Origin of the sequence: Paracoccus sulfuroxidans, from assembly GCF_007830335.1 — a bacterium.
Taxonomy (GTDB): Bacteria; Pseudomonadota; Alphaproteobacteria; order Rhodobacterales; family Rhodobacteraceae; genus Paracoccus; species Paracoccus sulfuroxidans.
The window spans coordinates 440193-465610 of record NZ_VLKU01000001.1 but is presented as its reverse complement, the minus strand read 5'-3'; the positions used below and the strand labels follow the sequence as shown (position 1 = coordinate 465610).

The following is a 25418-nucleotide window of genomic DNA, read 5'->3' as shown; positions in this document are numbered from 1 at the left end:
GGGGCTCAGGCCCCCAGTCTGTCACGCAGGGAATACCAGCTCATCCCGGCAACCAGCATCGGCCAGCGCAGCATGGTGCCGCCCGGAAACGGAGGGCTGGGCAGCGCAGCCATGGCGTCAAAACCCTGCGCCTGTCCCGCAATCGCCTGCGCCATCAGCTTGCCTGCCAGATTGGCCAGCGCCAGCCCATGTCCGGAATAGCCGCTGGCCGACAGGCAGTTCGGCGCGGGCCGGGCGAAACAGGGCATGCGATTCATGGTGATTGCCAGCGTGCCACCCCAGGCATGGGTCAGCGCCACATCCGCGAGCCCCGGATAGATCTGCAGCAAGGGCTTGCGCACCTTCGCCGCGATGTCCTTGGGGAAGCGGTAGCTGACATTCTCTCCGCCACCGAAAATCAGGCGATTATCCTCGGACAGTCTCCAATAATTCACAACGAATTTCGTATCATGCACGGCAATGTTGCGGCGCAGGACTTCAGCGGTGCGCGCGCCCAGAGGCTCGGTCGCGACGATGAAATTGTTGATCGGCATGACCCGCGCGGCCACCTGCATGTCCAGATGACCCAGATAGCCGTTGCCCGCCAGAATGACGTGATCGCAAAGAACGCGACCCTTCGCGGTCTGCACGATGGATTTTTCACCGGCGCGGGTTGCGTGGCGGATGGCATGGACATGGCTGAGTTCGCGGATCTGCGCCCCGGCCTGATCGGCCAATTTTGCAATGCCAAGCGCCAGCGCCAGCGGGTTCAGGTGCCCGGCACCATGGTCCAGCTCTCCGGCGATATAGGCATCCGATGGCAGAATGGCGCGGAAGGCCTCGCGGTCGAGCGACTCGACCCGGTCATAGGTATAGTCGCGGGCGAGGCGCTCGATCATGCGGCGCGAGTGATCAATCTCGGAGGGCTTGCGATAGGCATGCGCCACGCCATCATGCACGGCGACGCCCGAGCGCGCGGCCAGATCACGGGTCAGCGCCTTCGCCTCTTCGGCCATGTCCCAAAGCGCACGCGCGCCGGGCTTGCCGACCATCTTTTCCAGCTCATCAACCTCTAGCCGCTGGCCCGAACCCAGCTGGCCGCCGTTGCGCCCGGAGGCGCCGAAGCCCACACGATGCGCCTCCAGCAGCATGGTGCTGAAGCCCGCCTCGGCCAGATGCAGGGCTGCCGAAAGACCGGTATAGCCGCCGCCGACCACCACGACATCCGCGCGCTCTTCCCCGCGTTGCTGCGGGAATGGCGGCAGGGTCGGCGTGGTCGCCGCGTAGAGGCTGGGCGGATAGGCCCCCAGCCGGTCGTTCGAGAACAGCAGGTTCATACGTTCAACAGCAGATGCTCACGTTCCCAAGGGCTGATGACTTGTAGAAACTCCTTGAACTCATTGCGTTTAACGGATTGATAAACATCAATGAATTCTGCGCCAAGGACGTCGCGGATCGGCTGGCTGTCGGCCATCAGATCGAGCGCATCGCCCAGATTATAGGGCAACTCATCCTCGGACATATAGGCGTCGCCCAGGCATTCGGCGCGCGGGCTTTCCTTCTCGATCAGCCCCAGATAACCGCAGGCGAGGCTGGCGGCCAGGCCCAGATAGGGGTTGCAATCCATCCCGGCGAGCCGGTTTTCCAGACGCCGCGCTTCGGGTCCCGAGATCGGCACGCGCAGGCCCGTCGTGCGGTTGTCGCGGCCCCATTCGAGGTTGATAGGTGCTGCAAAATCAGGGACATAGCGGCGATAGCTGTTCACATAGGGGGCCAGCAGCGCCACCACGGCGGGCAGGTGTTTCTGCATGCCTGCGATGAAGTGCAGGAACTCGGGTGTCTCGCGGCCCTTCTTGTCCGAGAAGATGTTCTGCCCGGTCTTGATGTCCACGATCGAGTGGTGGATGTGCATGGCGCTGCCCGGCTCATCCTCGATGGGTTTGGCCATGAAGGTGGCGAAACAGTCGTGGCGCAGCGCCGCTTCGCGGATCAGGCGCTTGAAGAAGAAGATCTGGTCGGCCAGATGCACCGGATCGCCGTGATTGAGGTTGATCTCAATCTGACCGGCGCCGCCTTCCTGAAGGATGCCATCGATTTCAAAGCCTTGCGCCTCGGCGAAGTCATAGATGTCGTCGATGACCTTGCCATATTCATCGACCGCCGACATGGAATAGGCCTGTTTCGCGGCGGCTCTGCGGCCGGTGCGGCCCATGGGCGGGATGATGGGCTGGTTCGGGTCGGTGTTCTTCGCGACCAGAAAAAACTCCATCTCGGGCGCGACGATCGGCCGCCAGCCCTTCGCCTCATAAAGGCTGACGACGTGCTTGAGCACATTGCGCGGCGCGACGGGGACTGGGCGTCCCTGCTGATCGCTGACGTCGTGAATGACCATCAGCGTCACATCCGCCGTCCAGGGCGCGGCCGCCGTGGTCGAGAAATCCGGTGTCAGGATCATGTCGGGTTCGGTGAAGGCGCCGGTCGGGTTGTCGGCCCATTCGCCGGTGATCGTCTGCAGAAAGATCGAGTTCGGCAGATAGAAGCGTTCCTGATGGGCGAATTTCGATGCAGGCATGGCCTTGCCACGGGCGACGCCCGCGATATCGGCCACGATGCATTCGATTTCGTCCAGACGACGCCCGGCGACATAGTCCTGCGCCGCAGCCGGAGTTGCGGCAAGCCAACCATCCTTCATGCGGCACCCTGCGAGGCGCGCGCGGCGCGGGGCTGCTTGAAGAACTGCTCGATCCGGTCGGCCAGCGGGCTCGACTGGCCGCCGCCCTGCATGCGGGTTTCGGCGCTGCTGAGCAGCTGGTCGGGCAGATTGCCCTTGCCCCGGGTGTCAATCAGGCCCTGAACGAAGCGGTCGTCGAATTCGGGATGGGCCTGAATGGTGAAGGCGCGGTCGTCATAGACCAGCGCGGCATTGTCACAAAATTCGTTCTGGCCAATGACTTGCGCGCCAGCCGGACGCTCAACCACCTGATCCTGATGCCAGGCGTTCAGCACGACCTTCTGGCCGTCGAATTCGTAATCCTGCGGGCCCACCGCCCAGCCGCCGGGAAACTTGACGACCTTGCCGCCAAGCGCCTGGGCAATGATCTGGTGGCCGAAACAGATGCCCACCATCGGCACATGCGCGGCGTAAGCGGCGCGGATGAAATCCTCAAGCGGGGGGATGAAGCCGTGCTTTTCATAGGCCCCGTGGCGCGAGCCGGTCAGCAGCCAGCCATCGGCATCAAGGACGCTTTCGGGGAATTCCATGGCCTCGACGTGATAGCTGACGAACTGAAAATCGCGGCCTGCCAGAAGCCTTTCAAACATGGTGTCATAATCGCCCAGTTCACCGCGAAGAGCTTCGGGTGACTGGCCGCATTTCAAGATGCCGATACGCATGCGTTGCCTGTTGATTGTTCCCTGCCAAGGTAATGTGGCAGCGCTTTTCGGGCAAGAGTTCTTGAGCGTTCTGAGCCATTTGAACGACTGGCACGCGCAGAAAAGCTGGGCTAGCCTCCGGCCTAGCGAATTGCAAAAACTGGAAGGTAATACCCCATGCCCGGACTGCGTCCTGACGTCGATCCCGACGGTCTGCTTGAGTTTTCGGTCGTCTTCACGGACCGCTCTCTGAACCATATGTCGCAGCGCTTTCAAAAGGCTATGCGGGATATCTCTGGCACTTTGAAGGAAATCTACAACGCCGAATCCGTGGCTCTGGTCGCCGGTGGCGGCACCGCCGCGATGGAGTCGGTGGCTCGTCAGTTCGGCAATGACGCCCATGCGCTGATCATCCGCAACGGGCTTTTCAGCTTCCGCTGGAGCCAGATTTTCGAGACCGGCGGATTTGCTCGCGAAACGACGGTGATGATGGCGAAGCGTTCGGGCAATGAGGCCGATGCGCCCTTCGCGCCGGCCCGCATCGAAGAGGTCGTGGCCAAGATCCGCGAAACCAAGCCCGATGCCGTTTTCGCCCCCCATGTCGAGACTGCGGCCGGGATGATCCTGCCCGATGACTACATCAAGGCCATGGCCGATGCCGCGCATGAGGTTGGTGCGCTGATGGTTCTGGACTGCATCGCCTCGGGGACGATCTGGGTCGACATGAAGGCGACGGGCGTCGACGTTCTGATCTCGGCCCCGCAAAAGGGCTGGTCGGCCTCGCCCTCGGCCGGGATGGTGATGCTTTCAGCGCGCGGTGCCGAGCGTCTGGAGCAGACGACCAGCGACAGCTTCGTGCTGGACCTGAAAAAATGGCGTGGAATCATGAAGGCTTACGAGGATGGCGGGCATGCCTATCACTCGACCATGCCGACCGATGCGCTGATCGGCATGCGCGATGCCATGGACGAATTGCGCGAACTGGGCATCGAAGAAGCGCGCGACGCGCAGTGGAAACTCGGCCGCGCGGTGCGTGAGGAGCTGGCCGCGCGCGGCATCCGCTCAGTCGCGGCGGAAGGTTTCCAGGCGCCAGGCGTCGTGGTCAGCTATACCAACGACCCCGAGATCCAGAACGGCAAGAAGTTCGCTGCCGAAGGCATGCAGATCGCGGCGGGCGTCCCGCTTCAGGTCGGCGAGGGCGATGGTTTCCGCACCTTCCGTCTGGGCCTCTTCGGTCTCGACAAGCTGAAGGATGTCGACGCGACGGTTGGACGGCTGAAGACGGTTTTCGACAAGGTTCTGAGCAACTGACACGACACTTCGCGCGGTCTGAGGCTGCGCAAAGTGATCGACCTGCGATTGAATGGCGGCCTGCGATCACGGGGCGGCCATTTTTTTTGGCACATCGCCCGGACAGCGGTCACGGCCCTGCGACACCCCCCGTTTTTATCGCATTTTTATTTGATTCTGGGTTCTTATCTGTCAAGCTGACCTATCAGAAACAACGATGGGGGGGCGACCATGCTGGGCGGTTCTTTCCAGGGAGACGCCGTGCTGCAGCAAGATCCTCATCGCGTTCGCGAGATCAATGAACGCATTCTTGAGGTTGCAATCGGCCGCCAGGTCAGAAGCTTTCGACAGCAACGCAACATGACCGTGGCCGAGCTTTCGCAAAGCACCGGGCTGTCGATCGGAATGCTGTCGAAGATCGAAAACGGAGTGACCTCGCCTTCGTTGACGACATTGCAGATGCTGGCGAATGCGTTTTCGACACCGCTGACCGCGTTCTTCCGGCTTTATGAAGAACGGCGCGAGGTGCAGCACGTCCGCGCGGGCGAGCATGTCGAGATCGAGCGGCGCGGCACGCGCGCCAATCACCAATATCACCTTCTGGGCCATATCGGCGCGAACAATTCAGGCGTGGTGGTCGAGCCCTATCTGATCACGCTGACCGGGAAATCGGATGTGTTCCCGGTCTTCCAGCATGACGGGATCGAGCTTCTCTATATCCTCGAGGGTGAGGTTCTGTATCGCCACGGCGACAACCTGTTTCACCTGCGTCCTGGCGACAGCCTGTTCTTCGATGCCGATGAACGCCATGGACCCGAGGAATTGCTGAAGCTTCCGGCCCGCTATCTGTCGGTGATCTCTTACCAGCAGGCCTGACAGAGAGCCTGAAAATGCAAGCGCCCCCGAATTTCGGGGGCGCTGTCATTTTGGGGAGAGGTTAGGGCCGATCAGTCGGCCCACCAGCCCGGCGAGGTGGGGCTGCCGTCGTCATATTGCGCCAGCCAATCTGTCAGCATCTGGCGATTGCGGGCGAAGCCCTTGTATTCGGCCAGTTCTTCCGGAAGCGTTTGCAGAACGCGGTGCAGCCTGCGACCCCATTTCGGCACCGTGACCAGATCCTGGAAGCTGATCAGATAGCAGCGGATCGGGAAGACGATCGCGTTCGAGCGCGGCAGGCGATAGAGCGTCTGCAGCTCGACCCGCAGATGCTGGCGGCGTCCGACCGTATCGGGCGTCAGCGTCGCCTTGCTGGGGCCCCATTTGTGATAGTTTTCCGGGCTGGTATCCAGCAGGGGATCAACCGTCATCGTCCAGTTGAAGCGACGAACCGGCGCGCCATATTGCAGCTTCAGCAGGAATTTCAGCGCCCGGTCGAAGATGCCCATGCCGCCCGCCAGCGGAACCGGCGCGTGCCATTCGTGGAAGCTCATCCCGATGTCGAAATCCAGCGACCAGTCGGCCTGGCTGGTGACCATGCCGGCCTCGATCCACAGGTTGTCGTCGCGCTGATCCTGCAGGGTGAAATCGCCCTGCGCCTGACGGGTGATGTATTCCATCGGCCCATAGGGAAGGGTGGTTTCATCCAGGAAGGTGAACGTGTCGTCGATGCCCAGCGGCTTGTTCACCCAGTGCCAGCGATCCCCATTCTTGGTCAGCTGGAACATGTCCGGATAGTCGCGCGCCTTGCTTTCCATGATCAGCTCAAGCAGGTCCCAGCCTGCCAGCGTCATATGGGGCAGCGACTGGCAGCGCAGCGGGTCATCCGCCAGAACCCGAGCACGGTCCCGCATCTCGGAGACGTAATGCTCGTCGACGTCGAACGTATGTTCGAAGACCGAGCCCTCACGTCCGGGGACGTGCGGCTCGATGTTCACCGAATACATGTAATCGTCTTCGGGGAAGGGGAACGGGAAGCGTTTGATGCCTGCCGGAGAGTTCCGGTAGGTGTAGTCCTTGTGGAAAGTCTCGTCGTTGAATTGAATTCCCATGGGTTCTCCTCCCCTACAGGTTCAGAACCAGCCGCTGGCCCTTGAAGCGCGAAACGCAAGGCATGATCTTGCTGTTCGATGCCTTTTCTTCGGGCGTCAGCCAGTGGTCATTGTGCTCGATCTCGCCGTCGACGGCCGCGACTTCGCATTCGCATTGGCCGCAGGCACCGCCACGGCACAGATAGGGCGCGTTGACGCCCGCCGCCTCGATTGCTTCCAGCAGGGATTGCGCCGCGCCGACCTGGACGGTCTTGCCGGAATTGGCCAGCTCGACCTCGAAGGGCAGACCCACGGGCGGAGCCAGAAACTCTTCCGAATGCAGCGCACCACGCGGCCAGCCTGCCTCGCGGGCGATCTTCATGACGGCGTTGATCATGCCCTTGGGGCCGCAGACATAAAGATGGGTGCCCGCCGGTTGACCGCGCAGCAGCGAGGGCAGGTCCATCATCGTGCCTTCATCATCATAGTAAAGATGAATGCGGTCGCCGTAATGCTTGCGCAGCCGGTCCCCGAACTGCCCGACGGCCCGGCTGGCGGCGCCATAGTGCAATTCAAAGATCTGGTTGCGTTCCGAGAGCTGCGCCATATGCGCCATGAAAGGCGTGATGCCGATGCCGCCTGCAAGCAGCAGATGCTTCTTCGCGCGCCCGTCGATCGGGAACAGGTTGACCGGATAGCTGATAGTCATGGTCATGCCGGGCTTCACGCGGGTATGCATGAAGCGCGAGCCGCCGCGACCGCCATCTTCGCGCCGCACCGAGATCGAATAGCCGCCGGTATCAGCCGGATCGCTCATCAGCGAGTAGGGGTTCAGGCGGCGGGTGCCGTCATCGTCCATCTCGACCACGATATGGCTGCCCCCGGAGAAGGGCGGCACTTCCGCGCCGTCCTCGCGCACGAAACGGAAGGTCTTGATCAGATTGTTGATCTCGGTCACTTCCGCCACGATGGCGGGAAATCTGGTAGCTCCTGCGCTCATGTAAATTTCTCCACCATGTCAGGGACCTGACCCGGATCCTCGGCGTCGATATTGACCCCCTGGAATGCCGCAATCCGGCGCGAATAGTGGTCGCGCACGTAAAGGCTCAGTCCGCAATGGCTGCAGACATACGGGTCTGTCTTGACGTTTTCTGTGATGCCCTTGCAATGCACGCATTGAACCCGGCGGGCCAGCGACCCACGATGTTCGGTCTGCATGCCGTCATGCGGGAAACCGGCCTTCATCGCCTCGCTTTGGGCGACCCCGATCAGGGATTCGGTTCCGGCAAGGTAAATCTGCAGTCCCATGCTCGCGTCGGTCAAAGCCTTCGTGATGCGGGACATCGCCGCTGCAAGCGTCGGTCCATGGTAGAACTTCGCCACGCCAAGGCGGGAAAGTTCGTCGCTTAGATCGGTGCCGTTCGCAGCGGTGACATAGATGAGATGCGTGGAGGGGCGCAGGTCGATGCCCTGCTGCCCCGCCCTGGCAAAGAGATCAAGGATTGCTCCTGCCCCTTCGCCATCCGCGATCATCAGATGTGCAGAACCCTGCTGAGGTTCCAGAATTCCATAGACGGGGCGGGTTGTGATGGAAGGCTCAAACTTCGTCGTTGTCATCTTCATCTTCCTACCTCGTCAGATGGTGTCAGCCCTTGGCGGTCCGACGCTTCTTCTCGACGTCATAGAACGGCATCGATGCGGTCACTGCGCCCACATCTCCGAGCTCGCTCGACTTGATCGTCACCTTGGTGCCTTCCACCGCCAGATTGACCGGCAGGCGGGCGATGGCGACGTTGTGCTTGTTCAGCGACGAATACATAGCCTGAGTCACGACGCCGACTTGCTTGCCGTCGTGGAACACCGGCGCGCCGTTTTCCGGCGGTTTGGTGCCGTCGATCTTCAGACCCCAGATCTTGAAGCGTTCCTTGCCCTTCAGGCGATAGTGCTCTTCCGCACCGCGGAAGCCGGTCTTGCCCGGCGAAACGGTGAAGTCGAGGCCCAGCTCCCACAGGGTGTCGCCTGCCGCTTCGTTGTCGAAGGGGAAGGTTTCCGAGTTGTCGCCCGGGAAGAACAGCAGGTAGCTTTCCACCCGCAGCAAGTCCAGCGTGCTGAACCGGACGGGGATGATCCCCATTTCCTTGCCCTCTGCGACGATCGTGTCCCAGATTTCGCCCGCATCCTGCGCACGGCAGAAGATCTCGTAGCCGCGCTCGCCGGTATAGCCGGTGCGCGAGATCATGACCGGCTTTTTGAAAAGCGTGGTCTGGATATGCGAGAAGTAAGCGAGGTCACGGATGCCCGGAACGTGCTTGGCCAGATAGTCCACGGCCAGCGGCCCCTGCAGCGACAGGTCGTGCAGGTGATCGTCAAACAGGATGACCACGTCGCGGCCCGTTGCGGCCATGGTCAGCTGTTCGTGCCCGGCACCGGCGCCATGGACCACCATGAAGGCATCCGGACCGGTGCGATAGATAACGCAGTCATCGACGAATTTACCCGCGTCGTTGAGCATGGCCGCATAGGACGAGCGTCCTGGCATGATCTTTTCGACGTTGCGGGTGGTAGCGCGTTCAATCACGTGGCTGGCGTGCGGGCCGACAACGTGGACCTTCTTGAGGCCCGAAACATCCATCAGCCCGGCTTTGGTACGGATCGCCAAGTAATCGGCTTCCGCATCCCCGGTCTTGTAGGACCAGGCGGTGCCCATACCGCTCCAGTCCTCAAGCTCCGAGCCCATCGCCCGGTGGCGATCCGCAAGAGCCGAAAACCTCCACGAGTTCGTCATGTCATTCCTCCCAGTATGACTGAAGTTGCGTAACAGCCTGTTTGCTTTCACTTCTCGGATCAAGAGAATTGTGAAAAAATTATTCATACGAGTGATATTACAGGATAATTTTGATCGCGGCATCAAGCCCTGCCTGACGGCGGGCGAAACCAGCATCATACTTTGATCTTGGATTTTGGCCGGAATCAATCCTCTTGGCCAGATCGGTTGCGCGCCTTGCGCGGTGAATGGCCAAACTCTTCGACAAAACAGCGCGAAAAATGGGCGGGGCTGGCAAATCCGGTCAGCGTCGCAATCTCGGCGATAGGCAGGGTGGTGCGCTGCAAAAGCTCCTCGGCCTTGTTCAGCCGCAGCTGGCGATAGAAGCGGATCGTGGGCATGTTCAGCTCGGTCTGGAACAGGCGCTGCATCTGCCGCTCGCCAATTCCGGCCAGCGAGGCGATCTGCCCAAGGCTCAGCGGATCGGCGACATGGCTTTGCATGTACTCGATCGCGGCCAGCAGGGCAGGGTGGCTGGTGCGGTAGCGCTGCGCGAGACCCACGCGCTGCGGGTCCTCGGCCATGCGGACATGGGTGTGCACGAACCAGTCGCTGACGCGCTGCGCCAGTTCCGCCCCGTGCTCCGAGGCGATCATCGCATGCGCCATGTCGAGGGGCGCGATGCCCCCGGCGCAACTGTAGCGGTTGCGGTCGATCACAAACAGGCGCTGCTCCAGCAGCAGCGATTCGTCGCTGGCCCGCAGCGCGTCGAACAATTCCCAGTGCACGGTGAAGCGGCGGTTGGACATCAGCCCAGCCCGCGCAAGAATCGCCGCGCCGCCGGAAATCCCGCCAAGCGCCACGCCGCGCGAATCAAGCCGGCGCAGCCAGCCGTTGAGTTCGGGGTGATAGAAAGTCAGGGGGTTTCCGCCCGCCACCACGAAGGCGATGTCCATGTCCTGACGGGATTCGGTGAAGGGCTTCGTCTCGAAACTGCCGCCCAGCGACGAGGTCGCGCGATTGCCCCAAAGCGACACGAATTGCAGCGAATACAGCAGATCGCCCGACATGGTGTTTGCCGCCCGGAAGGGCTCGATCGCGGCGGTGGCGGGCAGCAGCGGAAAGCCCTCGACCAGGATGAAGGCGATGCGCCGGGCGCGGCTTGTTTGCAGGATCGGCGCGGATTTTGTCATGAACAGGTGTTAAAATGTCATTTTCAGGCAATTACAATCCGTCGAAATCTGCAAGTTTGATGAAATCGACGAAACGATGCGGATGATCACTTGCAGAACACGCCCAGAAATCACCTTGCCCGGGATGGTTTCAGGGACGGCAAGCAGCCCAAACATCCGTTTGCGTTCAACACCTTATGCGACCGGCTGGTCGCTTGGGATACCAATTAGCATCAGCGCCCAGCTGGTGCGGGGCTGAAGAACCGCCAGTCCTTATCAGAAAACAGCACATGCCCTGATCCGAAGGAGCATATTGGATGGACACGTCTATCGACCAGGCCGTATCGCCTGCACGCATCATCGACGGCAAGGCTTTCGCCGCGGGGCTGCGTGCCCGGGTCGCCAAACATGTCGCGGCATTGAGCCAGGACCACAACCTGCAGCCCGGCCTTGCCGTGGTGCTGGTCGGTGAAGACCCCGCATCGGCGGTCTATGTCCGCAACAAGGCGCAGCAGACCGTCGAGGTCGGCATGCAGTCCTTTGAGCATCGCCTGCCCGCCGACACCAGCGAGGCCGATCTGGTCGCGCTGATCAGGAAGCTGAACGACGACCCGACGGTGCATGGCATTCTGGTGCAGCTGCCGCTGCCGAAGCATCTCGACTCGGATCTGGTGATCCGCACGATCAGCCCCGAAAAGGACGTCGATGGTTTCCACACCACCAACGTCGGCCTGCTCTGGACCGGGCAGGATGCGCTGGTGCCCTGCACGCCGCTGGGCTGCCGGATGCTGCTGCGCGATCAGCTGGGCAGCCTTTCGGGCCGCAATGCGCTGGTCATCGGCCGTTCGAACATTGTGGGCAAGCCGATGGCGGGCCTGCTGCTGGAAGACGGCTGTACCGTGACGGTGGCACATTCGCGCACCGATGATCTGGCCGAGAAATGCAGCCGCGCCGATATCGTGGTCGTCGCCGTGGGCCGCCCCGAGATGGTGCCCGGCGAATGGATCAAGCCCGGCGCCGTGGTGATCGACGTGGGCATCAACCGCGTCGAGAAAGACGGCAAGGGCCGCCTTGTCGGCGACGTCGAATTCGCGGGCGCCTCGGCCCGTGCGGGCGCCATCACCCCGGTTCCCGGCGGTGTCGGACCCATGACCATTGCCTGCCTGCTGGCCAATACCGTGACGGCCTGCTGCCGCATGAACGGCCTGCCCGCGCCGGCTGACCTGACCTGAAGACTTGAACTTACCGGAGCAAATTCATGACAAACTACGCCTTGACCGTCACCTGTCCGACGACGCGCGGCATCGTGGGTTCGATCGGCACCTTTCTGGCTGACAACGGCTGCAACATCACCGACTCGGCCCAGTTTGACGACGCCCAGACCAACCAGTTCTTCACCCGCATCAGCTTTGCCAGCGAAGACGGCGCCTCGATCCAGGACCTGACGGACGCGTTCCAGCCGATCGCCGAGAAATTCGGGATGGAGTACAACTTCATCGACGAGGCCATCGCGACCAAGGTCATCATCATGGTCTCGCGCTTTGGCCACTGCCTGAACGACCTGCTGTACCGCTGGCGGATCGGCGCGCTGAACATCGACATCGTCGGCGTGATCTCGAACCACATGGAGTATCAGAAGGTCGTCGTGAACAACGACATCCCCTTCCACTACATCCGCGTCACCAAAGAGAACAAGGCCGAGGCCGAGGCCGAGCAGATGCGCATCGTCGAAGAGACCGGCGCCGAGCTGATCGTCCTGGCGCGCTATATGCAGGTCCTCTCGGATGAGATGTGCCGCAAGATGTCGGGCCGGATCATCAACATCCACCACTCGTTCCTGCCGTCCTTCAAAGGCGCGAACCCCTACAAGCAGGCCTTCCAGCGCGGCGTGAAGCTGATTGGCGCGACCTCGCACTATGTGACTGCGGATCTGGATGAAGGTCCGATCATCGAACAGGACATCATTCGCGTCACCCACGCACAGTCGCCGGAAGACTATGTTTCACTTGGTCGTGATGTGGAAAGCCAGGTTCTGGCCCGTGCGATCCATGCGCATATCAACAAGCGCGTATTCATGAATGAAGACAAGACCGTGGTGTTCCCCGCCAGCCCGGGAAGCTTTGCTTCGCAGCGCATGGGGTAAGACTTAATGGCCGTATGAATATTTATTTACCGCAGGTAAATGAAGCCATACGCTGTTTCCAACCAGAGCGGCGGGCAGAAGGAGGAGCTGCCCCCGCGTCCAGATCAAGGGAGAAATAGATGAAGAAACGTGTTGCGATCATTGGCGCAGGCCCCTCGGGATTGGCTCAGCTTCGTGCATTCCAGTCCGCCAAGGAAAAGGGTGCCGAGATCCCGGAAATCGTCTGCTTCGAGAAGCAGAGCAACTGGGGTGGCCTCTGGAACTATACCTGGCGCACGGGCGTCGATGAAAACGGGGAACCGGTGCATGGCTCGATGTACCGGTATCTTTGGTCGAACGGCCCGAAAGAGGGTCTGGAGTTCGCCGACTATTCCTTCGAGGAGCATTTCGGCCGCCAGATCGCGTCCTATCCGCCGCGCGCCGTCATGTTCGACTATATCGAAGGCCGCGTGAAGAAGGCTGGCGTTCGCAAATGGATCCGCTTCTCGTCGGTCATTCGCTGGGTCGATTACGACGCCGCGACCGATAAGTTCACGGTCACCGTCCACGACATGCAGGACGACCGCGTCTATAAGGAAGAGTTCGACTGGGTCATCGTCGCCAGCGGCCACTTCTCGACCCCGAACACGCCTTACTTCCCCGGCTTCGAGAACTTCAACGGCCGCATCGTCCACGCCCATGACTTCCGCGACGCGCGCGAATTCAAGGACAAGGACCTGCTGCTGATCGGCACCAGCTATTCGTCCGAGGACATCGGCTCGCAGTGCTGGAAATATGGCGCGCGTTCGATCACCGTGTCCTACCGCACCGAACCGATGGGCTTCAAATGGCCGTCGAACTGGCAGGAAGTGCCGCTGCTTGAGCGTGTGGATGGCCGCACCGCTTACTTCAAGGACGGCACCTCGCGCGAAATCGACGCGATCATCCTGTGCACCGGCTACAAGCACTACTTCCCGTTCCTGCCGGACGATCTGCGTCTGAAGACGGCGAACCGGCTGGCCACGAACGACCTCTACAAGGGCGTCGTCTATGTGCATAACCCGAAGCTGCTTTATGTCGGCATGCAGGACCAGTGGTTCACCTTCAACATGTTCGACGCGCAGGCATGGTATGCCCGTGACGTGATCATGGGCCGCATCGAGGTTCCGACCGACAAATCCGTCCTGCTGGCGGATGTGGTCGAGCGGGTCGAGCGTGAAGAAGCCGATGATGACGTCAAATATGCGATCAAGTATCAGGGCGATTACGTCAAGGAACTGATCGCGCTGACCGACTATCCCAGCTTCGACGTCGACGGTGCCTGTGAAGCTTTCTATGAGTGGAAGCAGCACAAGAAAGACGACATCATGGGCTTCCGCAACCACTCGTATCGCTCGGTGATCACCGGCACGATGGCGCCCGCGCACCATACGCCGTGGAAGGACGCTCTGGACGACTCGCTTCAAGCCTATCTGAAGAACTGATGCATTGGAGTTGATGCAATGACCATTCTGTCGCGTTTTGGTGGCGGCCCACCAAGGCCCAGCGGCATTCGGACCCCGGGGCTTCTGTCCCTGGGGCCGGGCATGCAGCGCTATCATGTCGAGGGGGGCGGGGCGATCCTGTTCCCCATCTCGACCGGAGATCAGGTGACCATCCAGAACCCGGAAGGGGGACAGGTGGCCGAGGTGGTGACCACCTCGCCGCATGGTCAGGTGGACCCGGGCGTTCTTGGCCTGAAGGCCACGGGCGAGGCGGCGGGCCTCAAGGCGCTTCTGGGCTCGCGTGCGCCCAGTCTGCGGCGGCTTGCGACCGGGCTGACCCGGCGCGGGATCGACCTGCAGCAACTGCGTTCGGCCGCATTCTTCGACAGCAGCAGCCCCGCAGGTGACGCGGTCACGCTGACCGCCGAACGTGACGGACTGGTCATCATTGCCGCGCCCGGCCCCCGGATGGAGCCGGACGCGCAAGATACCCTGACGCCGCTGACGGTCATGGTGAAGGCCGCACTTCCGGGCACGCGCCTGGGGTTCGATCTGCCCGATCCGCTGGCCGATCCGCTGCAGGATATCCGCGTGCATTCGGCGACGGCGCAGTCCTATGTCGTCAAGAAGGGCGAATTCATCCAGATCATGGATGTTGACGGCCGTCAGTGCACCGACTTCCAGTGTTTCGATCTGCGCAAGGTCGATCGCGGGCTGACCCATCCTCTGGACGTGACGACGACGCGCACGGTTCAGGGCCATGCCTACCCGATCCCGGGTCTGCATGCGAAATACTTCGACCAGGATCTGCAGCCGCTGGTGCGCATCATCCAGGACACCTGCGGCCGCCATGACGCCTTCGCCATGGCCTGCAATGCGAAGTATTACGAGGATATCGGCTATCCGGGCCATGTGAACTGCTCGGATAACTTCAACCGGGCGCTGGACCCCTACGGGATCGAAAAGCGCCCCGGCTGGATGGCCGTCAACTTCTTCTTCAACACCGGCATCGACGACCATGGCGTCATGTATGCCGATGAGCCCTGGTCGCGCCCCGGCGACTATGTGCTGATGGAGGCGATGACCGACATCCTCTGCGTCACTTCGGCTTGCCCGGATGACACCTCGCCGGCCAATGGCTGGCACCTGTCGGACATCCATGTCCGGACCTATTCGGGCAACGAATCCTTCCAGCGTGGCGTTGCCTGGCGTTCTTCCCCTTCTGCGGAGCCGAAATTGACCAGAGAGACCGGATTCCACGATCGCTTCGCGAAGCTGACCGACAACTTCGTCGAATACAAAGGCTTCTGGCTGCCTGACTCCTTCCCCGCGACCGGGCTTCAGAACGAATACTGGGCCTGCCGCGAGAAAGTCGTGGTCATGGACCTCTCGGCGCTGCGCAAGTTCGAAGTGACCGGCCCCGATGCCGAAGCCCTGATGAACTATTGCGTGACGCGCGACATGCGCAAACTGGCCGAAGGCCAGGTCGTCTATACCGCGATGTGCTATCCCCACGGCGGCATGATCGACGACGGCACCGTCTATCGCATGGGTCGCGACAATTTCCGCTGGATCGGCGGCACCGATGTCGGTGGCGACTGGCTGCGCGAAAAGGCCGAAGAGCTTGGCCTGAAGGTGATGATCCGCTCGTCCACGGACCAGCTGCACAACATTGCCGTGCAGGGTCCGAACTCGCGCGAGCTGATGGAGAAGATCATCTGGACCGCACCGCACAAGACCGCGGCGAAGGACCTGCAATGGTTCCACTTCACCGCCGGCCGGATCGGTGGCGAGCTGGGCATTCCGGTCGTCCTGTCGCGCACCGGCTACACCGGTGAGCTGGGCTACGAGATCTTCTGTCACCCCGATGTCGCAGGCGAGGTCTTCGACGCCGTCTGGGAAGCCGGGCAGCCGCTGGGCATCAAGCCCATGGGTCTGCAGGGTCTGGACATGGTCCGCATCGAGGCGGGTCTGATCTTTGCGGGTTACGACTTCTCGGATCAGACCGATCCGTTCGAGGCCGGGATCAGCTTCACCGTGCCGCTGAAGGGCAAGCAGGACGATTTCGTCGGCCGCGAAGCCCTGCAGCGCCGCAAGGATCACCCGTCGCGCAAGATGGTGGGTCTGGTCATCGACAGCGATGTCGACGTGGGCCACGGCGATCCGGTCCATATCGGTCGCGCGCAGATCGGTGAGGTCACCTCGTCCATGCGTTCGCCGCTTCTGGGCAAGAACATCGCCCTGGCGCGGGTCGACGTGGCGCATTCCGAGGTCGGCACGGCGGTCGAGATCGGCAAGCTCGATCACCTGCAGAAACGCCTGCCGGCCGAGATCGTGACGCTGTCGCATTACGACCCGACCAAATCGCGGCCGCGCTCTTAATCCTCGCGGTTGACAAGAACAAGCGCGGCCCGACGCAGGGCCGCGCGCAACGTATCGAACTCGGGCCCACCATGGCCCAGATCGTCCAGGGCCTGATCCATCAAGGTCAGCCAGCTTTCGGCATCCTCCTTGCGGATCGCGACATGGTCATGGATCTCGCGCAGGTTCATATGGCCGTGACGCTCTTGATAGATACGCCGTCCCCCCAGAAAACCCAGCATGAAATCCACCTGCTCGACGCGGGCATGGGCGACGCCATGGCCGCGAAAATGCAGCTTCAGCAGATCGGCACCGCGCGGATCGGTCTCGACCAGGTCATAGAAGCGGTTGACCAGCGCGTGCAGGCCGTCGGGGCCGCCGATGTCGTCAATTTTTGCCATGTCATCCTCCGTTCGTGCCCGGCCTGGGGGAGGGGGATCGGCCTGCGTCGCGGCTGATCACGCTGGCGAAATGGCCAGTCTCAGACATCCAGAGTGTGCTGGATTTCCCACCGGGTGAAATGCTGCATGTAGGAGTTCCATTCGACCTCCCGAAGCTTCAGATAGGCTTTCGAGAATTCTTCGCCCATCAGGGCGCGGATGGGCGCGTCGTCGCGATAGGCGCGCAGCGCGTCCAGAAGGTTGCGCGGCAAGGGTTCGGTGTCGGGCACCTCATGCGCGTCGCGGTACATGTCGACATCGCTGCGGGGGCCGGGGTCCAGCTTGTCGCGGATGCCGCTGAGACCCGCCGCGATGATGATCGCCTGCAACAGATAGGGGTTCGCGGCGCCATCGGGCAGGCGCAGCTCGATCCGGCCGGGTCCCGGCACGCGGATCATATGGGTGCGGTTGTTCCCGCTCCAGGTCATCGACTGCGGCGCCCAGGTCGCGCCCGAGGAGCAGCGCTGCGCATTGATGCGCTTGTAGCTGTTGACCGTCGGGTTGCAGATCGCCGTCAGCGCGCCCGCATGCCGGATCAGCCCGCCGATGAAATGATAGGCCAGCGGCGACAGGCCCAGCTCATCGCTGGCGCTGGCGAAGGCGCTGGTCTCGCCATCCTGCGACCAACACGAGATATGCACATGACAGCCCGAGCCGGTGATGCCGGGGAAGGGTTTGGGCATGAAGGTTGCACGCAGCCCGTGCTTTTCCGCGACCGATTTCAGCATGAACTTGAAGAAGCTGAACTTGTCGGCGGTACTGAGCGCGTCGTCGTATTTCCAGTTCATCTCGAACTGGCCGCTGCCGTCCTCATGGTCGCTTTGATAGGGCTCCCAGCCGAGGTTCAGCATATGCTCGGAGACTTCGGCGATCACGTCATAGCGGCGCATGATGGCCTGCTGGTCATAGCAGGGCTTCACCCCGATGTCCAAAGGATCGGCGATCCGGTCGCCCTCGGGCGACAGCAGGAAGAACTCGGGCTCGACGCCGGTGCGCACGCGCAGACCGGCCTCTGCCGCCTGCTGCACCATGCGTTTGAGGACATTGCGCGGGGCCTGCTCCAGCGCCCTTGTGCCGATGGCGCAGTCGGACGCGATCCAGGCGACCTCGGGCTTCCAAGGCAGCTGGATCACCATATTCGGGTCGGGAATGGCCAGCATGTCGGGATGGGCGGGCGTCAGGTCCAGCCATGTGGCATAGCCTGCGAAGGAGGCCCCACGCTCCAGCACGCCCGAGATCGCACCGGCAGGCACCAGCTTGGCGCGCTGCCCGCCGTAAAGGTCCGTGAACGAGACCATGAAATTCTTGATGCCGCGTTCGCGGGCGAAAGTGTCAAGTGGCGTCGCCATGATCCGATTCTCCCAACTGCTCGGCTCAGACGTTCGGCGATATCCGAAGGGTGGCTGTCGGAACAGGACATAGCCTTTCGCGCGCCCCTTTGGCAAATGCCGGGCGCGACTGGACACAATAACGGATATTCGACAGGCGACTCATGATGTTTGGCAGGTTCCTCTCCCTTACCTAACAAGGACGTAGCCGACTGAATTGTAAAGTCCCGAAGCTTGAGGGGAGGGGCTGCGCGGCTCAGACCAGTCCAAAAATACTGGTCACCGGCTCATCCGAGGCCAGCCGTGCAACCCAGGTCTCTTCCAGCGCGACCTTCTCTTCCATGCGGCGGATCAGGCCCTCAAGTGCTGTGGCCGGAATGGCGATCAGCCCGTCGCAATCGCCCAGGATCAGATCGCCGGGATTGACCGTCGCGCCGCCGATGTTCACGGGGCAGTTCACCTCTCCTAGCGCAGCACCGGTCGGGCCGCGCGGCGTGACCGAGCGGGAATAGACCGAGAGCCCCTTCATCTTTGCCAGATTGCCGACGTCGCGGACAGGGCCGTCGCAGACGATGCCCGCCGCGCCGATGCGGTGCAGATGCCCGCCCAGCACATCGCCGATCATCGCATGCTCGGCCTGGCCAGCGGCCTCGATCACCAGCACCTCGCCCGGGCCGATCATCCCGACCGCATGCAGGACCGCACCGAAATCCGGCGGCGCGCAGCGCACCGTCAGGGCGCGGCCGAACAGCCGGGGCTGCTGGCCCGGCGGCAGCAGCGGGCGCAGCTCGGGGCTGATCTGGTATTCGTCCGGCGACAGATCGACCGCGACCGGCACCGGAACCTCGCGCCAGCGTTGAAGCAGGCTGTCGTCGATCGGGGCGATGGTGGGGGTGTGGATCGTGACGGTCATCTCAGGCCTTCCCTGACAAAAGTGCATCGACAGCGCGCGCCAGCCTGCGCGTGCCTTCCGCCAGACGCTCGGCGGGGTTCAGTGTGAAGTTCACCCGGATCGCGCCGCGGTCCTGCCCCTCGGGGTCGAAGACGCTGCTGGGGGTGACGCAGACGCCATGCGACAGTGCCACCTTCAGCAGCTTGTCGGTATCCAGCGCCGGGTCCTTAGCGCGCGCCCAGACGAACATGCCGCCCTGCGGCACCTGCCAGTCGAACCAGGGCGTCAGATGTTCCGCCATCGCTGCGCAAAGCGCGTTCCGGCGACTGCCGTAAAGGTCAAGGATATGCGGCAGGATGCGCTCGGGCAGGCCGGTCTTGAAGGCGTCGATGGCCATCTGCTGGCTGATGCCGGTGGTGCACATGTCCGAGCCTTGCTTCGCGGTGATCAGCGCCGTGATCATCTCGGGCGCGGCGATCACCCAGCCCAGCCGCAGCCCGGGGGCGAGGCCCTTCGAGAGCGTGCCCAGATAGATCACCGGACCGTCATAGGGTCCGGGCTTGCCGGTCGCCGAAAGCTCCAGCAGGCGGGGCAGGGGCGCGCCGTCATAGTAAAGCATGCCGTAGGGATCATCCTCGACCAGCCAGGTGCCGGTCTGCTGCGCGGCCTCGACCATCGCCTGCCGCATGGGCAGATCGACCAGCCTGCCGGTCGGGTTCGAGAAGTTCGGCACGCAGTAGCAGAACTGCGCCCCGTCAAGTGCTGCGACCGGATCGAAGCCCTCATCCTGCAGGCGGATCGGGCGGTAGCTCGGCAGGCGCGGCCGCCATGCGTCCAGCGCGCCCAGATAGGCGGGGCTTTGCGCCGCGATCAGCCCGCCCTGATCCAGCAGGGCCTTGCCCACCAGATCAAGCCCCTGCATGCCCGCCGTGGTGATCAGCACGTTCTGCCGGGTCAGTGTCAGCCCGCCCGTGCTGAAGCGTTGGGCGATCAGGTGGCGCAGCTCGGCAAAGCCCTCGATCGGGGGATAGGCCAGCACGGCCTCGGGGTGCTCTGCAACGGCCTTGTGGGCCAGCTGCGCCAGCTCCTCGACCGGCCAGATCGACGGATCGGGCAAGCCGCCCGCCAGATTGATGAGATCGGGGATCTGACCGGCGTTCAGAAAGGTCTGGGTGACGTCATTGGTCTGGGAAAGCCAGCTGGCGAAGGCGGGGCGGGACATGGGCGACTCGGGGAGGTTGAAACTGCCCCGGCACTTTAGCCCTTGTCTGCGATGAAGTCCCTGCAAAGACTTGCGCTGCGACCGGATTATATGCAGGAATAACGCGAAGTTCACCCGTAGTGTAGAGGAAAGCTGCTTGATCGCGCTTGATGCCATTGACCGCCGGATTGTCGAGATCCTGTCCCGCGATGGCCGCATCCCGGTAATGGAGCTGGCCGCGCGGGTCGGGCTGTCGGCCACGCCCTGTGGGCGGCGGATCAAGCGGCTGGAAGAGGCCGGGGTGATCCGGGGCTATGCGGCGCTGGTCGACCCGGCAGCTCTGGGGCGCACGGTCAGCGTGCTGATCTCGGTCCGGTTGACGCGGCACGGGCCGGAAAGCGCGGATGAGTTCCTTTCGGTCGTCACGGCGCGCCCCGAGGTGACCGAATGCCTGCTGGTGACGGGCGATGCCGATTACATGCTGCGGGTCATGGTCAGCGACATCGACGCACTTGGCGGCTTCATCCGCGATGTGCTGCAGGCCATTCCTTCGGTCGCGGAAACCTCGACCATGGTGATATTGCAGAACCATCCCGGCGGGATGGGCGTGGCCTGACGCCTTGGGGCGCAGGCGTGACGACAGACAGAAACAGGAAGGAGCCTCACATGGATCTGATGGCCAAGGCGGTCGAACTGGTGGGCGGCGTGATGGTCCGCCGCCGCAGGGCCGAGACCCCGGACCAGCAGGCCGTGGGGCAGACGCCCAGCATTCCCGCCGCGCGCGCGCAGGGCATCATGACGCTGAAGATGCCGACCGCGCGGGGCTGGGCGCCGGGGCATCTGCCCAAGGCCGCGCCGGGCCTGCGGGTCAATGCCTTTGCCTCGGGGCTGGATCACCCACGCTGGATCGAGGTGCTGCCGAATGGCGATGTGCTGGTGGCCGAGTCGAAGGAAGAGCCGCCGCCACCGCGCGGCCTGCTGGCTCGGGCGACCCATGCCACCATGCGACGCGCCAAGGCCATCGGGACCAGCGCGAACCGCGTCTCGCTGTGGCGGGACGCCGATGGCGATGGCGTGGCCGAGATCCATGAGACCTTCCTGCAGGGCCAGCGCCAGCCCATCGGCATGGCTCTGGTCGGCGACACCTTCTATCTGGGCAATACCGATGGCGTCATGGCCTTCCCCTATCGGGATGGCAAGGCGGTGGGCGAAGGCCAGCGCCTGACCCGCTTTGGCACCGGCGGGCATTGGACGCGCAGCCTGCTGGCCAGCCCCGATGGTACGCGGCTTTACGTGGGCGTGGGCTCGCTCAGCAATATCGGCGATCACGGGATGGAGGCCGAAAAGGATCGCGCCACCATCTGGGAGATCGACCTGACCACCGGCGAGAGCCGCGTCTTCGCTTCGGGGCTGAGGAATGCCGTGGGCATGGCGTGGCAGCCCGACACCGGCGCGCTTTGGACCGTGGTGAATGAGCGGGACGGCTTGGGGGATGAGACGCCGCCCGACTATCTGACTTCGGTGCAGGACGGCGGCTTCTATGGCTGGCCCTATTGCTATTGGGGCCAGACAGTCGATGACCGCGTGCCGCAGGACGCGGAACTGGTCGCCCGCGCGATCACGCCGGATTATGCGCTTGGCGGGCATACCGCCTCGCTTGGCCTGTGCTGGATGCCCGAGGGGACGCTGCCCGGCTTCCCCGATGGCATGGTGATCGGCCAGCACGGGTCCTGGAACCGCGCGGTGCTGAGCGGCTATCGCCTGATTTTCGTGCCCTTCCGCGACGGCCAGCCCTCGGGCCTGCCGCGCGACATCCTGACGGGCTTCCTGTCCGAGGACGAAAAGCTGGCCTATGGCCGCCCGGTGGGCGTCACCATCGGACCCGACAGGAAGTCGCTGCTGATGGCCGATGACGTCGGCGACATCATCTGGCGCGTCAGCGCGGCTTAGGCGGTCTGAACGGCGGTCCCGGTCGGCGGGGCCGCCTCTTGCTGGCGGATGCTTTTGCGAAACCAGAAGGCGTAAAGCGCGGGCAGAAAGACGATGGTCATGAAGGTGGCAAGGCAAAGCCCGCCCATGATCGTCAGCGCCATCGGCCCCCAGAAAAGCGAGCGTGACAGCGGGATCAGCGCCAGCACGGCCGCCGCCGCCGTCAGCGCGACCGGGCGGGCGCGCAGGATGGTGGCCTCGACAATGGCGGCGCGCACAGCCATGCCGCGCCGCAGGTTCGCGTCCACCTGATCGACCAGAATGACCGAGTTGCGCACGTCCATTCCCGACAGCGCCAAGAGCCCCAGAAGCGCCACGAAACCGAAGGGCGCACCCGCGACATTCAGCGCCAGCGAGGCGCCGATCATGCCCAGCGGCGCGCTCATCAGAACCAGCGCCAGCCGCGAGGCGCTTTGCACCTGCACCATGATGACCGCCATCATCAGCAGAAGCGCACCGGGAAAGATCTTGGCGATGGAGTCATTGGCCTTCATCGACTCCTCCCACGCGCCGCCCTGCACCAGACGGTAGCCGGGCGGCAGATCGGCGCGGATCTGCGCCAGTTGCCGCCAGATCGCGGAACTGGCATCCGGGCCCTGCACGCCGTCGATCACATCGGCGGCGACGGTCAGCGTCTCTTCGCGGGATCGCTGCCAGATGATCGGTTCTTCCTGCGTGACGATGACGCGGCCCACTTGCGACAGCGACACCGGGCGTCCGTCGACGGTCGCGACGATGATGTCCTGAAGCCGGCCCGGGTCGTCGTGCTGCGCGCCCTCGGCCCGCATGACGATGCCGGTCGACTGATCGCCCTGCCGCAAGGTGGCGACGGTGTGACCCTCGATCGCCATGCCGACGCGCTTCGACAGCTCGGCGAAGGTCAGGCCCAGAAGGCGCATCCGGTCGGGTTCGACCTGCAGCTGCAGCCCGGGCGCGAGTTCGTTCCAGTTCATATGCGGGTCGACCAGCCGCGGATCGGCGGCCATGGTGCGCCGGATTTCGTCGCCGATGCGGCGCAGCTCTTGCGGGTCTGGACCCGACAGGCGGTATTCGACCGGATAGGCCACGGGCGGTCCGAAGGAAAAGCGGATGACACGTCCGCGCGCGGCACCGGCCAGCCCGTCGCTGATCGCGGCCTCCAGCCGCGTCTTCAGGCGTTCGCGGGCCTCTAGGTCGCGGGCCAGCACCACCAATTCGGCATAGGCGGGGTTCGGCAGGGCGGGGTTCAGCGCCAGCCAGAACCGGGGCGGGCCTTGGCCCACATAGGTCGCGACGGATGTGGCGTCGGGGTCATCTTTCAGGAAGCGTTCGACCTCGACGGCGGCCTCAAGGCTTTCATTGATCGAACTGCCCTGAGGCAGGCGCAACTGCACGAACAGCTCGACCCGTTCCGAGATCGGGAAGAACTGCTTTTGCACCGTCACGAAGCCCAGACCCGAGATCACGAACAGCGCAAGGATCGTCAGGATCGCCTTGCGCGAATGATCGACGCTCCAGTTGACGATGCGGCGCAGGGCGTCATTCGTGCGCTCCTGAATGCGGGCCATGCGGCCCTTGCCCGGCGGGGCGTGATGGGGGCTGAGGATCAGCGTGCCCAGCCAGGGCGTGACCGTGACCGCGACCACCCATGAGGCGATCAGCGCAATCGCGATGACCCAGAACATCGACTGTAGATATTCCCCGGTCGAGGAGGGCGCGAAGCCAACCGGCATGAAGCCGATCACCGTGACCAGCGTGCCGGTCAGCATCGGAAAGGCGGTCGAGGTCCAGGCCATCGCGGCGGCCTCAAGCCGGGCCTTTCCGGCCTCGATCCCGCGCAGCATGCTTTCGATGGCGATGACCGCATCATCGACCAGCAAGCCCAAGGCGATGATCAGCGCGCCGAGAGAGACCCGGTGAAGCTCGATCCCCATGGCGCGCATGGCGATGAAGGTGATGGCCAGAACCACCGGCACGGACAGCGCGACCACGATGCCGGTGCGCCAGCCGAGGACCAGAAAACAGACCGCCAGCACGATCAGCAGCGCCTTGAAAAAGGCGCGCATGAACTCAAGAATGGCGTGATCGACGACCTTGGGCTGGTCGGCGATGCGGGTGATCTCGATGCCTGCGGGAACGGGCGTTTCAGACAGTGTCTGATCGACGATCCCGCCGATGCGGCTGAGGTTCTGGCCCTTGGCCATCACCACGCCCAGAACGACGCTGGGTTCGCCGTCATGGCGCACCATCTGCCGGGGCGGGGACTGCGTGCCCGCGCGCACCGTCGCGATGTCATCCAGCCGCAACACTGTATCGCCCACGACAATCGGCAGGGCGCGGATTACGCTGACCGAGCCCTCGGCCCCTGCGAAGGACAGCCGCAGGCGTTGCTGGCCGTTGTCCAGCGTGCCCGGGTTGTGCATGACCGAAAAGTCGGTCAGCGCGCCCGCAATCGCCTCGGGCGGGACGCCCAGCGTGGCGAGGCGCGCATCGTCATATTCGACGAAGATCTGTCGTTCCTGCTTGCCATAGGTGCGGATCTTGCTGATCTCATTATGGCGCTGCAGGGCGATCTGCAGATCATCCGCGACGTTTTCCAGATCCTCGAAACTGGCGCCTTCGCCCTTCATCGCCAGTAGGATGGAATCGACATCGCCGAATTCGTCATCGACCGCCGGACCCTGCACGCCCGCAGGCAGGGTGCCGGTCATGTCAAGAAGCTTCTTGCGCACCTGATAGAAGGATTCGGGCACCTCAGCGGGTGGGGTATAGTCCTTGACCCAGACCTGCATGGCGACATAGCCGGGCGTCGCATAGGTGTCGATGCGGTCGAAATAGGGGATGGTCTGCAGCTTTTCCTCGACCGGGTCGGCGACCTGATCGCGCATCTCTTGCGCGGAGGCCCCCGGCCATGTCGCCACCACATTGACCACCTTGATCGCGTAATCGGGGTCTTCCGAGCGGCCAAGGCGCAGGTAGGAATCAAGCCCCGCAAGGCACAGGACAACGACAAAGAAGCCCAGCAGCGCGCCATGCCGGACGGCCCATGCGGAAAGGTTGAAAGAACTCATCGCGATC

Annotated in this window: 21 protein-coding genes; 8 read left to right on the top strand and 13 right to left on the bottom strand. The window is 63.2% G+C overall.

Annotation, left to right across the window (positions count from 1 at the left end; translation table 11 throughout):
• Positions 1-5 precede the first annotated feature (5 nt).
• Genes IQ24_RS02250 through IQ24_RS02240 form a run of 3 tightly spaced genes read right to left on the bottom strand, consistent with a single transcriptional unit; the run spans position 6 to position 3372 of the window.
• Complete coding sequence (locus IQ24_RS02250) at positions 6-1316, bottom strand: NAD(P)/FAD-dependent oxidoreductase (protein WP_145396074.1); 1311 nt, start codon at positions 1314-1316, stop codon at positions 6-8.
• Complete coding sequence (locus IQ24_RS02245) at positions 1313-2671, bottom strand: glutamine synthetase family protein (protein ID WP_145396073.1); 1359 nt, start codon at positions 2669-2671, stop codon at positions 1313-1315. Before IQ24_RS02245 ends, IQ24_RS02250 begins: the two co-directional genes overlap by 4 nt.
• Positions 2668-3372: a type 1 glutamine amidotransferase gene (locus IQ24_RS02240; protein WP_145396072.1), complete on the bottom strand. Its 705-nt coding sequence runs from the start codon at positions 3370-3372 to the stop codon at positions 2668-2670. Before IQ24_RS02240 ends, IQ24_RS02245 begins: the two co-directional genes overlap by 4 nt.
• A 156-nt stretch (positions 3373-3528) precedes the next feature.
• Between IQ24_RS02240 and IQ24_RS02235 the strand changes: the two genes are divergently transcribed.
• Together IQ24_RS02235 and IQ24_RS02230 are read left to right on the top strand one after the other, a co-directional pair.
• Positions 3529-4662 carry an aminotransferase class V-fold PLP-dependent enzyme gene (locus IQ24_RS02235; protein ID WP_145396071.1) on the top strand — a complete coding sequence of 378 codons (1134 nt, stop codon included), beginning with the start codon at positions 3529-3531 and terminating at the stop codon, positions 4660-4662.
• A 210-nt stretch (positions 4663-4872) separates the two neighbouring features.
• On the top strand, positions 4873-5517 hold the full coding sequence (locus IQ24_RS02230; protein ID WP_145396070.1) for a helix-turn-helix domain-containing protein: 645 nt from the start codon (positions 4873-4875) through the stop codon (positions 5515-5517).
• Positions 5518-5588: 71 nt separating this feature from the next.
• Here the strand turns inward: IQ24_RS02230 and IQ24_RS02225 are convergent, their stop codons facing one another.
• The 5 genes from IQ24_RS02225 to IQ24_RS02205 form a co-directional block, all read right to left on the bottom strand.
• Complete coding sequence (locus IQ24_RS02225; protein WP_145396069.1) at positions 5589-6629, bottom strand: heme-dependent oxidative N-demethylase family protein; 1041 nt, start codon at positions 6627-6629, stop codon at positions 5589-5591.
• A gap of 13 nt (positions 6630-6642) precedes the next feature.
• Positions 6643-7608, bottom strand: coding sequence for a PDR/VanB family oxidoreductase (locus IQ24_RS02220; protein WP_145396068.1), 966 nt, complete (start codon positions 7606-7608; stop codon positions 6643-6645).
• Entirely contained in the window at positions 7605-8225 is a 621-nt protein-coding gene (locus IQ24_RS02215; protein WP_145396067.1) for a dimethylamine monooxygenase subunit DmmA family protein, read from the bottom strand. Before IQ24_RS02215 ends, IQ24_RS02220 begins: the two co-directional genes overlap by 4 nt.
• Positions 8226-8253: 28 nt before the next feature.
• Positions 8254-9393 carry an aminomethyl transferase family protein gene (locus IQ24_RS02210; RefSeq protein WP_145396066.1) on the bottom strand — a complete coding sequence of 380 codons (1140 nt, stop codon included), beginning with the start codon at positions 9391-9393 and terminating at the stop codon, positions 8254-8256.
• Between the two features lie 185 nt (positions 9394-9578).
• The gene (locus tag IQ24_RS02205) at positions 9579-10565 is read right to left on the bottom strand and encodes a GlxA family transcriptional regulator (RefSeq protein ID WP_145396065.1); all 987 of its coding nucleotides are present in this window, start codon (positions 10563-10565) and stop codon (positions 9579-9581) included.
• Between the two features lie 296 nt (positions 10566-10861).
• Here IQ24_RS02205 and folD point away from each other — a divergent pair, with 296 nt between their 5' ends.
• The 4 genes from folD (at position 10862) to IQ24_RS02185 (ending at position 16532) form a co-directional block, all read left to right on the top strand.
• A complete protein-coding gene (folD, locus tag IQ24_RS02200) occupies positions 10862-11776 on the top strand; it encodes a bifunctional methylenetetrahydrofolate dehydrogenase/methenyltetrahydrofolate cyclohydrolase FolD (RefSeq protein ID WP_145396064.1) in 915 nt (304 codons plus the stop codon).
• A gap of 26 nt (positions 11777-11802) precedes the next feature.
• The gene (gene purU / locus IQ24_RS02195; RefSeq protein ID WP_145396063.1) at positions 11803-12687 is read left to right on the top strand and encodes a formyltetrahydrofolate deformylase; all 885 of its coding nucleotides are present in this window, start codon (positions 11803-11805) and stop codon (positions 12685-12687) included.
• A gap of 119 nt (positions 12688-12806) precedes the next feature.
• Positions 12807-14150 (top strand): NAD(P)-binding domain-containing protein, encoded by a 1344-nt coding sequence (locus IQ24_RS02190; protein ID WP_145396062.1) that lies wholly within the window; start codon positions 12807-12809, stop codon positions 14148-14150.
• An 18-nt stretch (positions 14151-14168) separates the two neighbouring features.
• On the top strand, positions 14169-16532 hold the full coding sequence (locus IQ24_RS02185; protein WP_199756456.1) for a trimethylamine N-oxide demethylase: 2364 nt from the start codon (positions 14169-14171) through the stop codon (positions 16530-16532).
• Here the strand turns inward: IQ24_RS02185 and IQ24_RS02180 are convergent.
• The 4 genes from IQ24_RS02180 to IQ24_RS02165 all read right to left on the bottom strand — a co-directional run bounded on the left by IQ24_RS02180 (position 16529) and on the right by IQ24_RS02165 (position 20393).
• Complete coding sequence (locus tag IQ24_RS02180; RefSeq protein WP_145396061.1) at positions 16529-16912, bottom strand: globin domain-containing protein; 384 nt, start codon at positions 16910-16912, stop codon at positions 16529-16531. The genes IQ24_RS02185 and IQ24_RS02180 overlap by 4 nt on opposite strands.
• A gap of 80 nt (positions 16913-16992) precedes the next feature.
• The gene (gene glnT, locus IQ24_RS02175) at positions 16993-18300 is read right to left on the bottom strand and encodes a type III glutamate--ammonia ligase (protein ID WP_145396060.1); all 1308 of its coding nucleotides are present in this window, start codon (positions 18298-18300) and stop codon (positions 16993-16995) included.
• Between the two features lie 235 nt (positions 18301-18535).
• Positions 18536-19192, bottom strand: a complete 657-nt coding sequence (locus IQ24_RS02170; protein ID WP_145396059.1) for an RraA family protein — start codon at positions 19190-19192, stop codon at positions 18536-18538.
• Position 19193: 1 nt separating this feature from the next.
• Positions 19194-20393, bottom strand: a complete 1200-nt coding sequence (locus tag IQ24_RS02165; RefSeq protein WP_145396058.1) for an aminotransferase-like domain-containing protein — start codon at positions 20391-20393, stop codon at positions 19194-19196.
• 136 nt (positions 20394-20529) lie between these two features.
• Between IQ24_RS02165 and IQ24_RS02160 the strand changes: the two genes are divergently transcribed.
• The gene (locus tag IQ24_RS02160; protein ID WP_145396057.1) at positions 20530-20988 is read left to right on the top strand and encodes an Lrp/AsnC family transcriptional regulator; all 459 of its coding nucleotides are present in this window, start codon (positions 20530-20532) and stop codon (positions 20986-20988) included.
• A 50-nt stretch (positions 20989-21038) separates the two neighbouring features.
• Positions 21039-22322 (top strand): PQQ-dependent sugar dehydrogenase, encoded by a 1284-nt coding sequence (locus tag IQ24_RS02155; RefSeq protein ID WP_145396056.1) that lies wholly within the window; start codon positions 21039-21041, stop codon positions 22320-22322.
• Here the strand turns inward: IQ24_RS02155 and IQ24_RS02150 are convergent.
• On the bottom strand, positions 22319-25411 hold the full coding sequence (locus tag IQ24_RS02150; protein WP_145396055.1) for an efflux RND transporter permease subunit: 3093 nt from the start codon (positions 25409-25411) through the stop codon (positions 22319-22321). The two genes, IQ24_RS02155 and IQ24_RS02150, sit on opposite strands and share 4 nt — an antisense overlap.
• Positions 25412-25418: the final 7 nt, after the last annotated feature.

Bases quoted from the DNA above. Each gene is read 5' to 3' on its own strand.
- IQ24_RS02150 (WP_145396055.1), bottom strand. From the start codon at position 25,411: ATGAGTTCTTTCAACCTTTCCGCATGGGCCGTCCGGCATGGCGCGCTG.
- IQ24_RS02210 (WP_145396066.1), bottom strand. From the start codon at position 9,393: ATGACGAACTCGTGGAGGTTTTCGGCTCTTGCGGATCGCCACCGGGCG.
- IQ24_RS02205 (WP_145396065.1), bottom strand. From the start codon at position 10,565: ATGACAAAATCCGCGCCGATCCTGCAAACAAGCCGCGCCCGGCGCATC.
- IQ24_RS02235 (WP_145396071.1), top strand. From the start codon at position 3,529: ATGCCCGGACTGCGTCCTGACGTCGATCCCGACGGTCTGCTTGAGTTT.
- purU (WP_145396063.1), top strand. From the start codon at position 11,803: ATGACAAACTACGCCTTGACCGTCACCTGTCCGACGACGCGCGGCATC.
- IQ24_RS02240 (WP_145396072.1), bottom strand. From the start codon at position 3,372: ATGCGTATCGGCATCTTGAAATGCGGCCAGTCACCCGAAGCTCTTCGC.
- IQ24_RS02245 (WP_145396073.1), bottom strand. From the start codon at position 2,671: ATGAAGGATGGTTGGCTTGCCGCAACTCCGGCTGCGGCGCAGGACTAT.
- IQ24_RS02185 (WP_199756456.1), top strand. From the start codon at position 14,169: ATGACCATTCTGTCGCGTTTTGGTGGCGGCCCACCAAGGCCCAGCGGC.
- IQ24_RS02220 (WP_145396068.1), bottom strand. From the start codon at position 7,608: ATGAGCGCAGGAGCTACCAGATTTCCCGCCATCGTGGCGGAAGTGACC.
- IQ24_RS02190 (WP_145396062.1), top strand. From the start codon at position 12,807: ATGAAGAAACGTGTTGCGATCATTGGCGCAGGCCCCTCGGGATTGGCT.
- IQ24_RS02165 (WP_145396058.1), bottom strand. From the start codon at position 20,393: ATGTCCCGCCCCGCCTTCGCCAGCTGGCTTTCCCAGACCAATGACGTC.
- IQ24_RS02230 (WP_145396070.1), top strand. From the start codon at position 4,873: ATGCTGGGCGGTTCTTTCCAGGGAGACGCCGTGCTGCAGCAAGATCCT.
- IQ24_RS02155 (WP_145396056.1), top strand. From the start codon at position 21,039: ATGGATCTGATGGCCAAGGCGGTCGAACTGGTGGGCGGCGTGATGGTC.
- folD (WP_145396064.1), top strand. From the start codon at position 10,862: ATGGACACGTCTATCGACCAGGCCGTATCGCCTGCACGCATCATCGAC.
- IQ24_RS02180 (WP_145396061.1), bottom strand. From the start codon at position 16,912: ATGGCAAAAATTGACGACATCGGCGGCCCCGACGGCCTGCACGCGCTG.
- IQ24_RS02170 (WP_145396059.1), bottom strand. From the start codon at position 19,192: ATGACCGTCACGATCCACACCCCCACCATCGCCCCGATCGACGACAGC.
- glnT (WP_145396060.1), bottom strand. From the start codon at position 18,300: ATGGCGACGCCACTTGACACTTTCGCCCGCGAACGCGGCATCAAGAAT.
- IQ24_RS02225 (WP_145396069.1), bottom strand. From the start codon at position 6,629: ATGGGAATTCAATTCAACGACGAGACTTTCCACAAGGACTACACCTAC.
- IQ24_RS02215 (WP_145396067.1), bottom strand. From the start codon at position 8,225: ATGACAACGACGAAGTTTGAGCCTTCCATCACAACCCGCCCCGTCTAT.
- IQ24_RS02250 (WP_145396074.1), bottom strand. From the start codon at position 1,316: ATGAACCTGCTGTTCTCGAACGACCGGCTGGGGGCCTATCCGCCCAGC.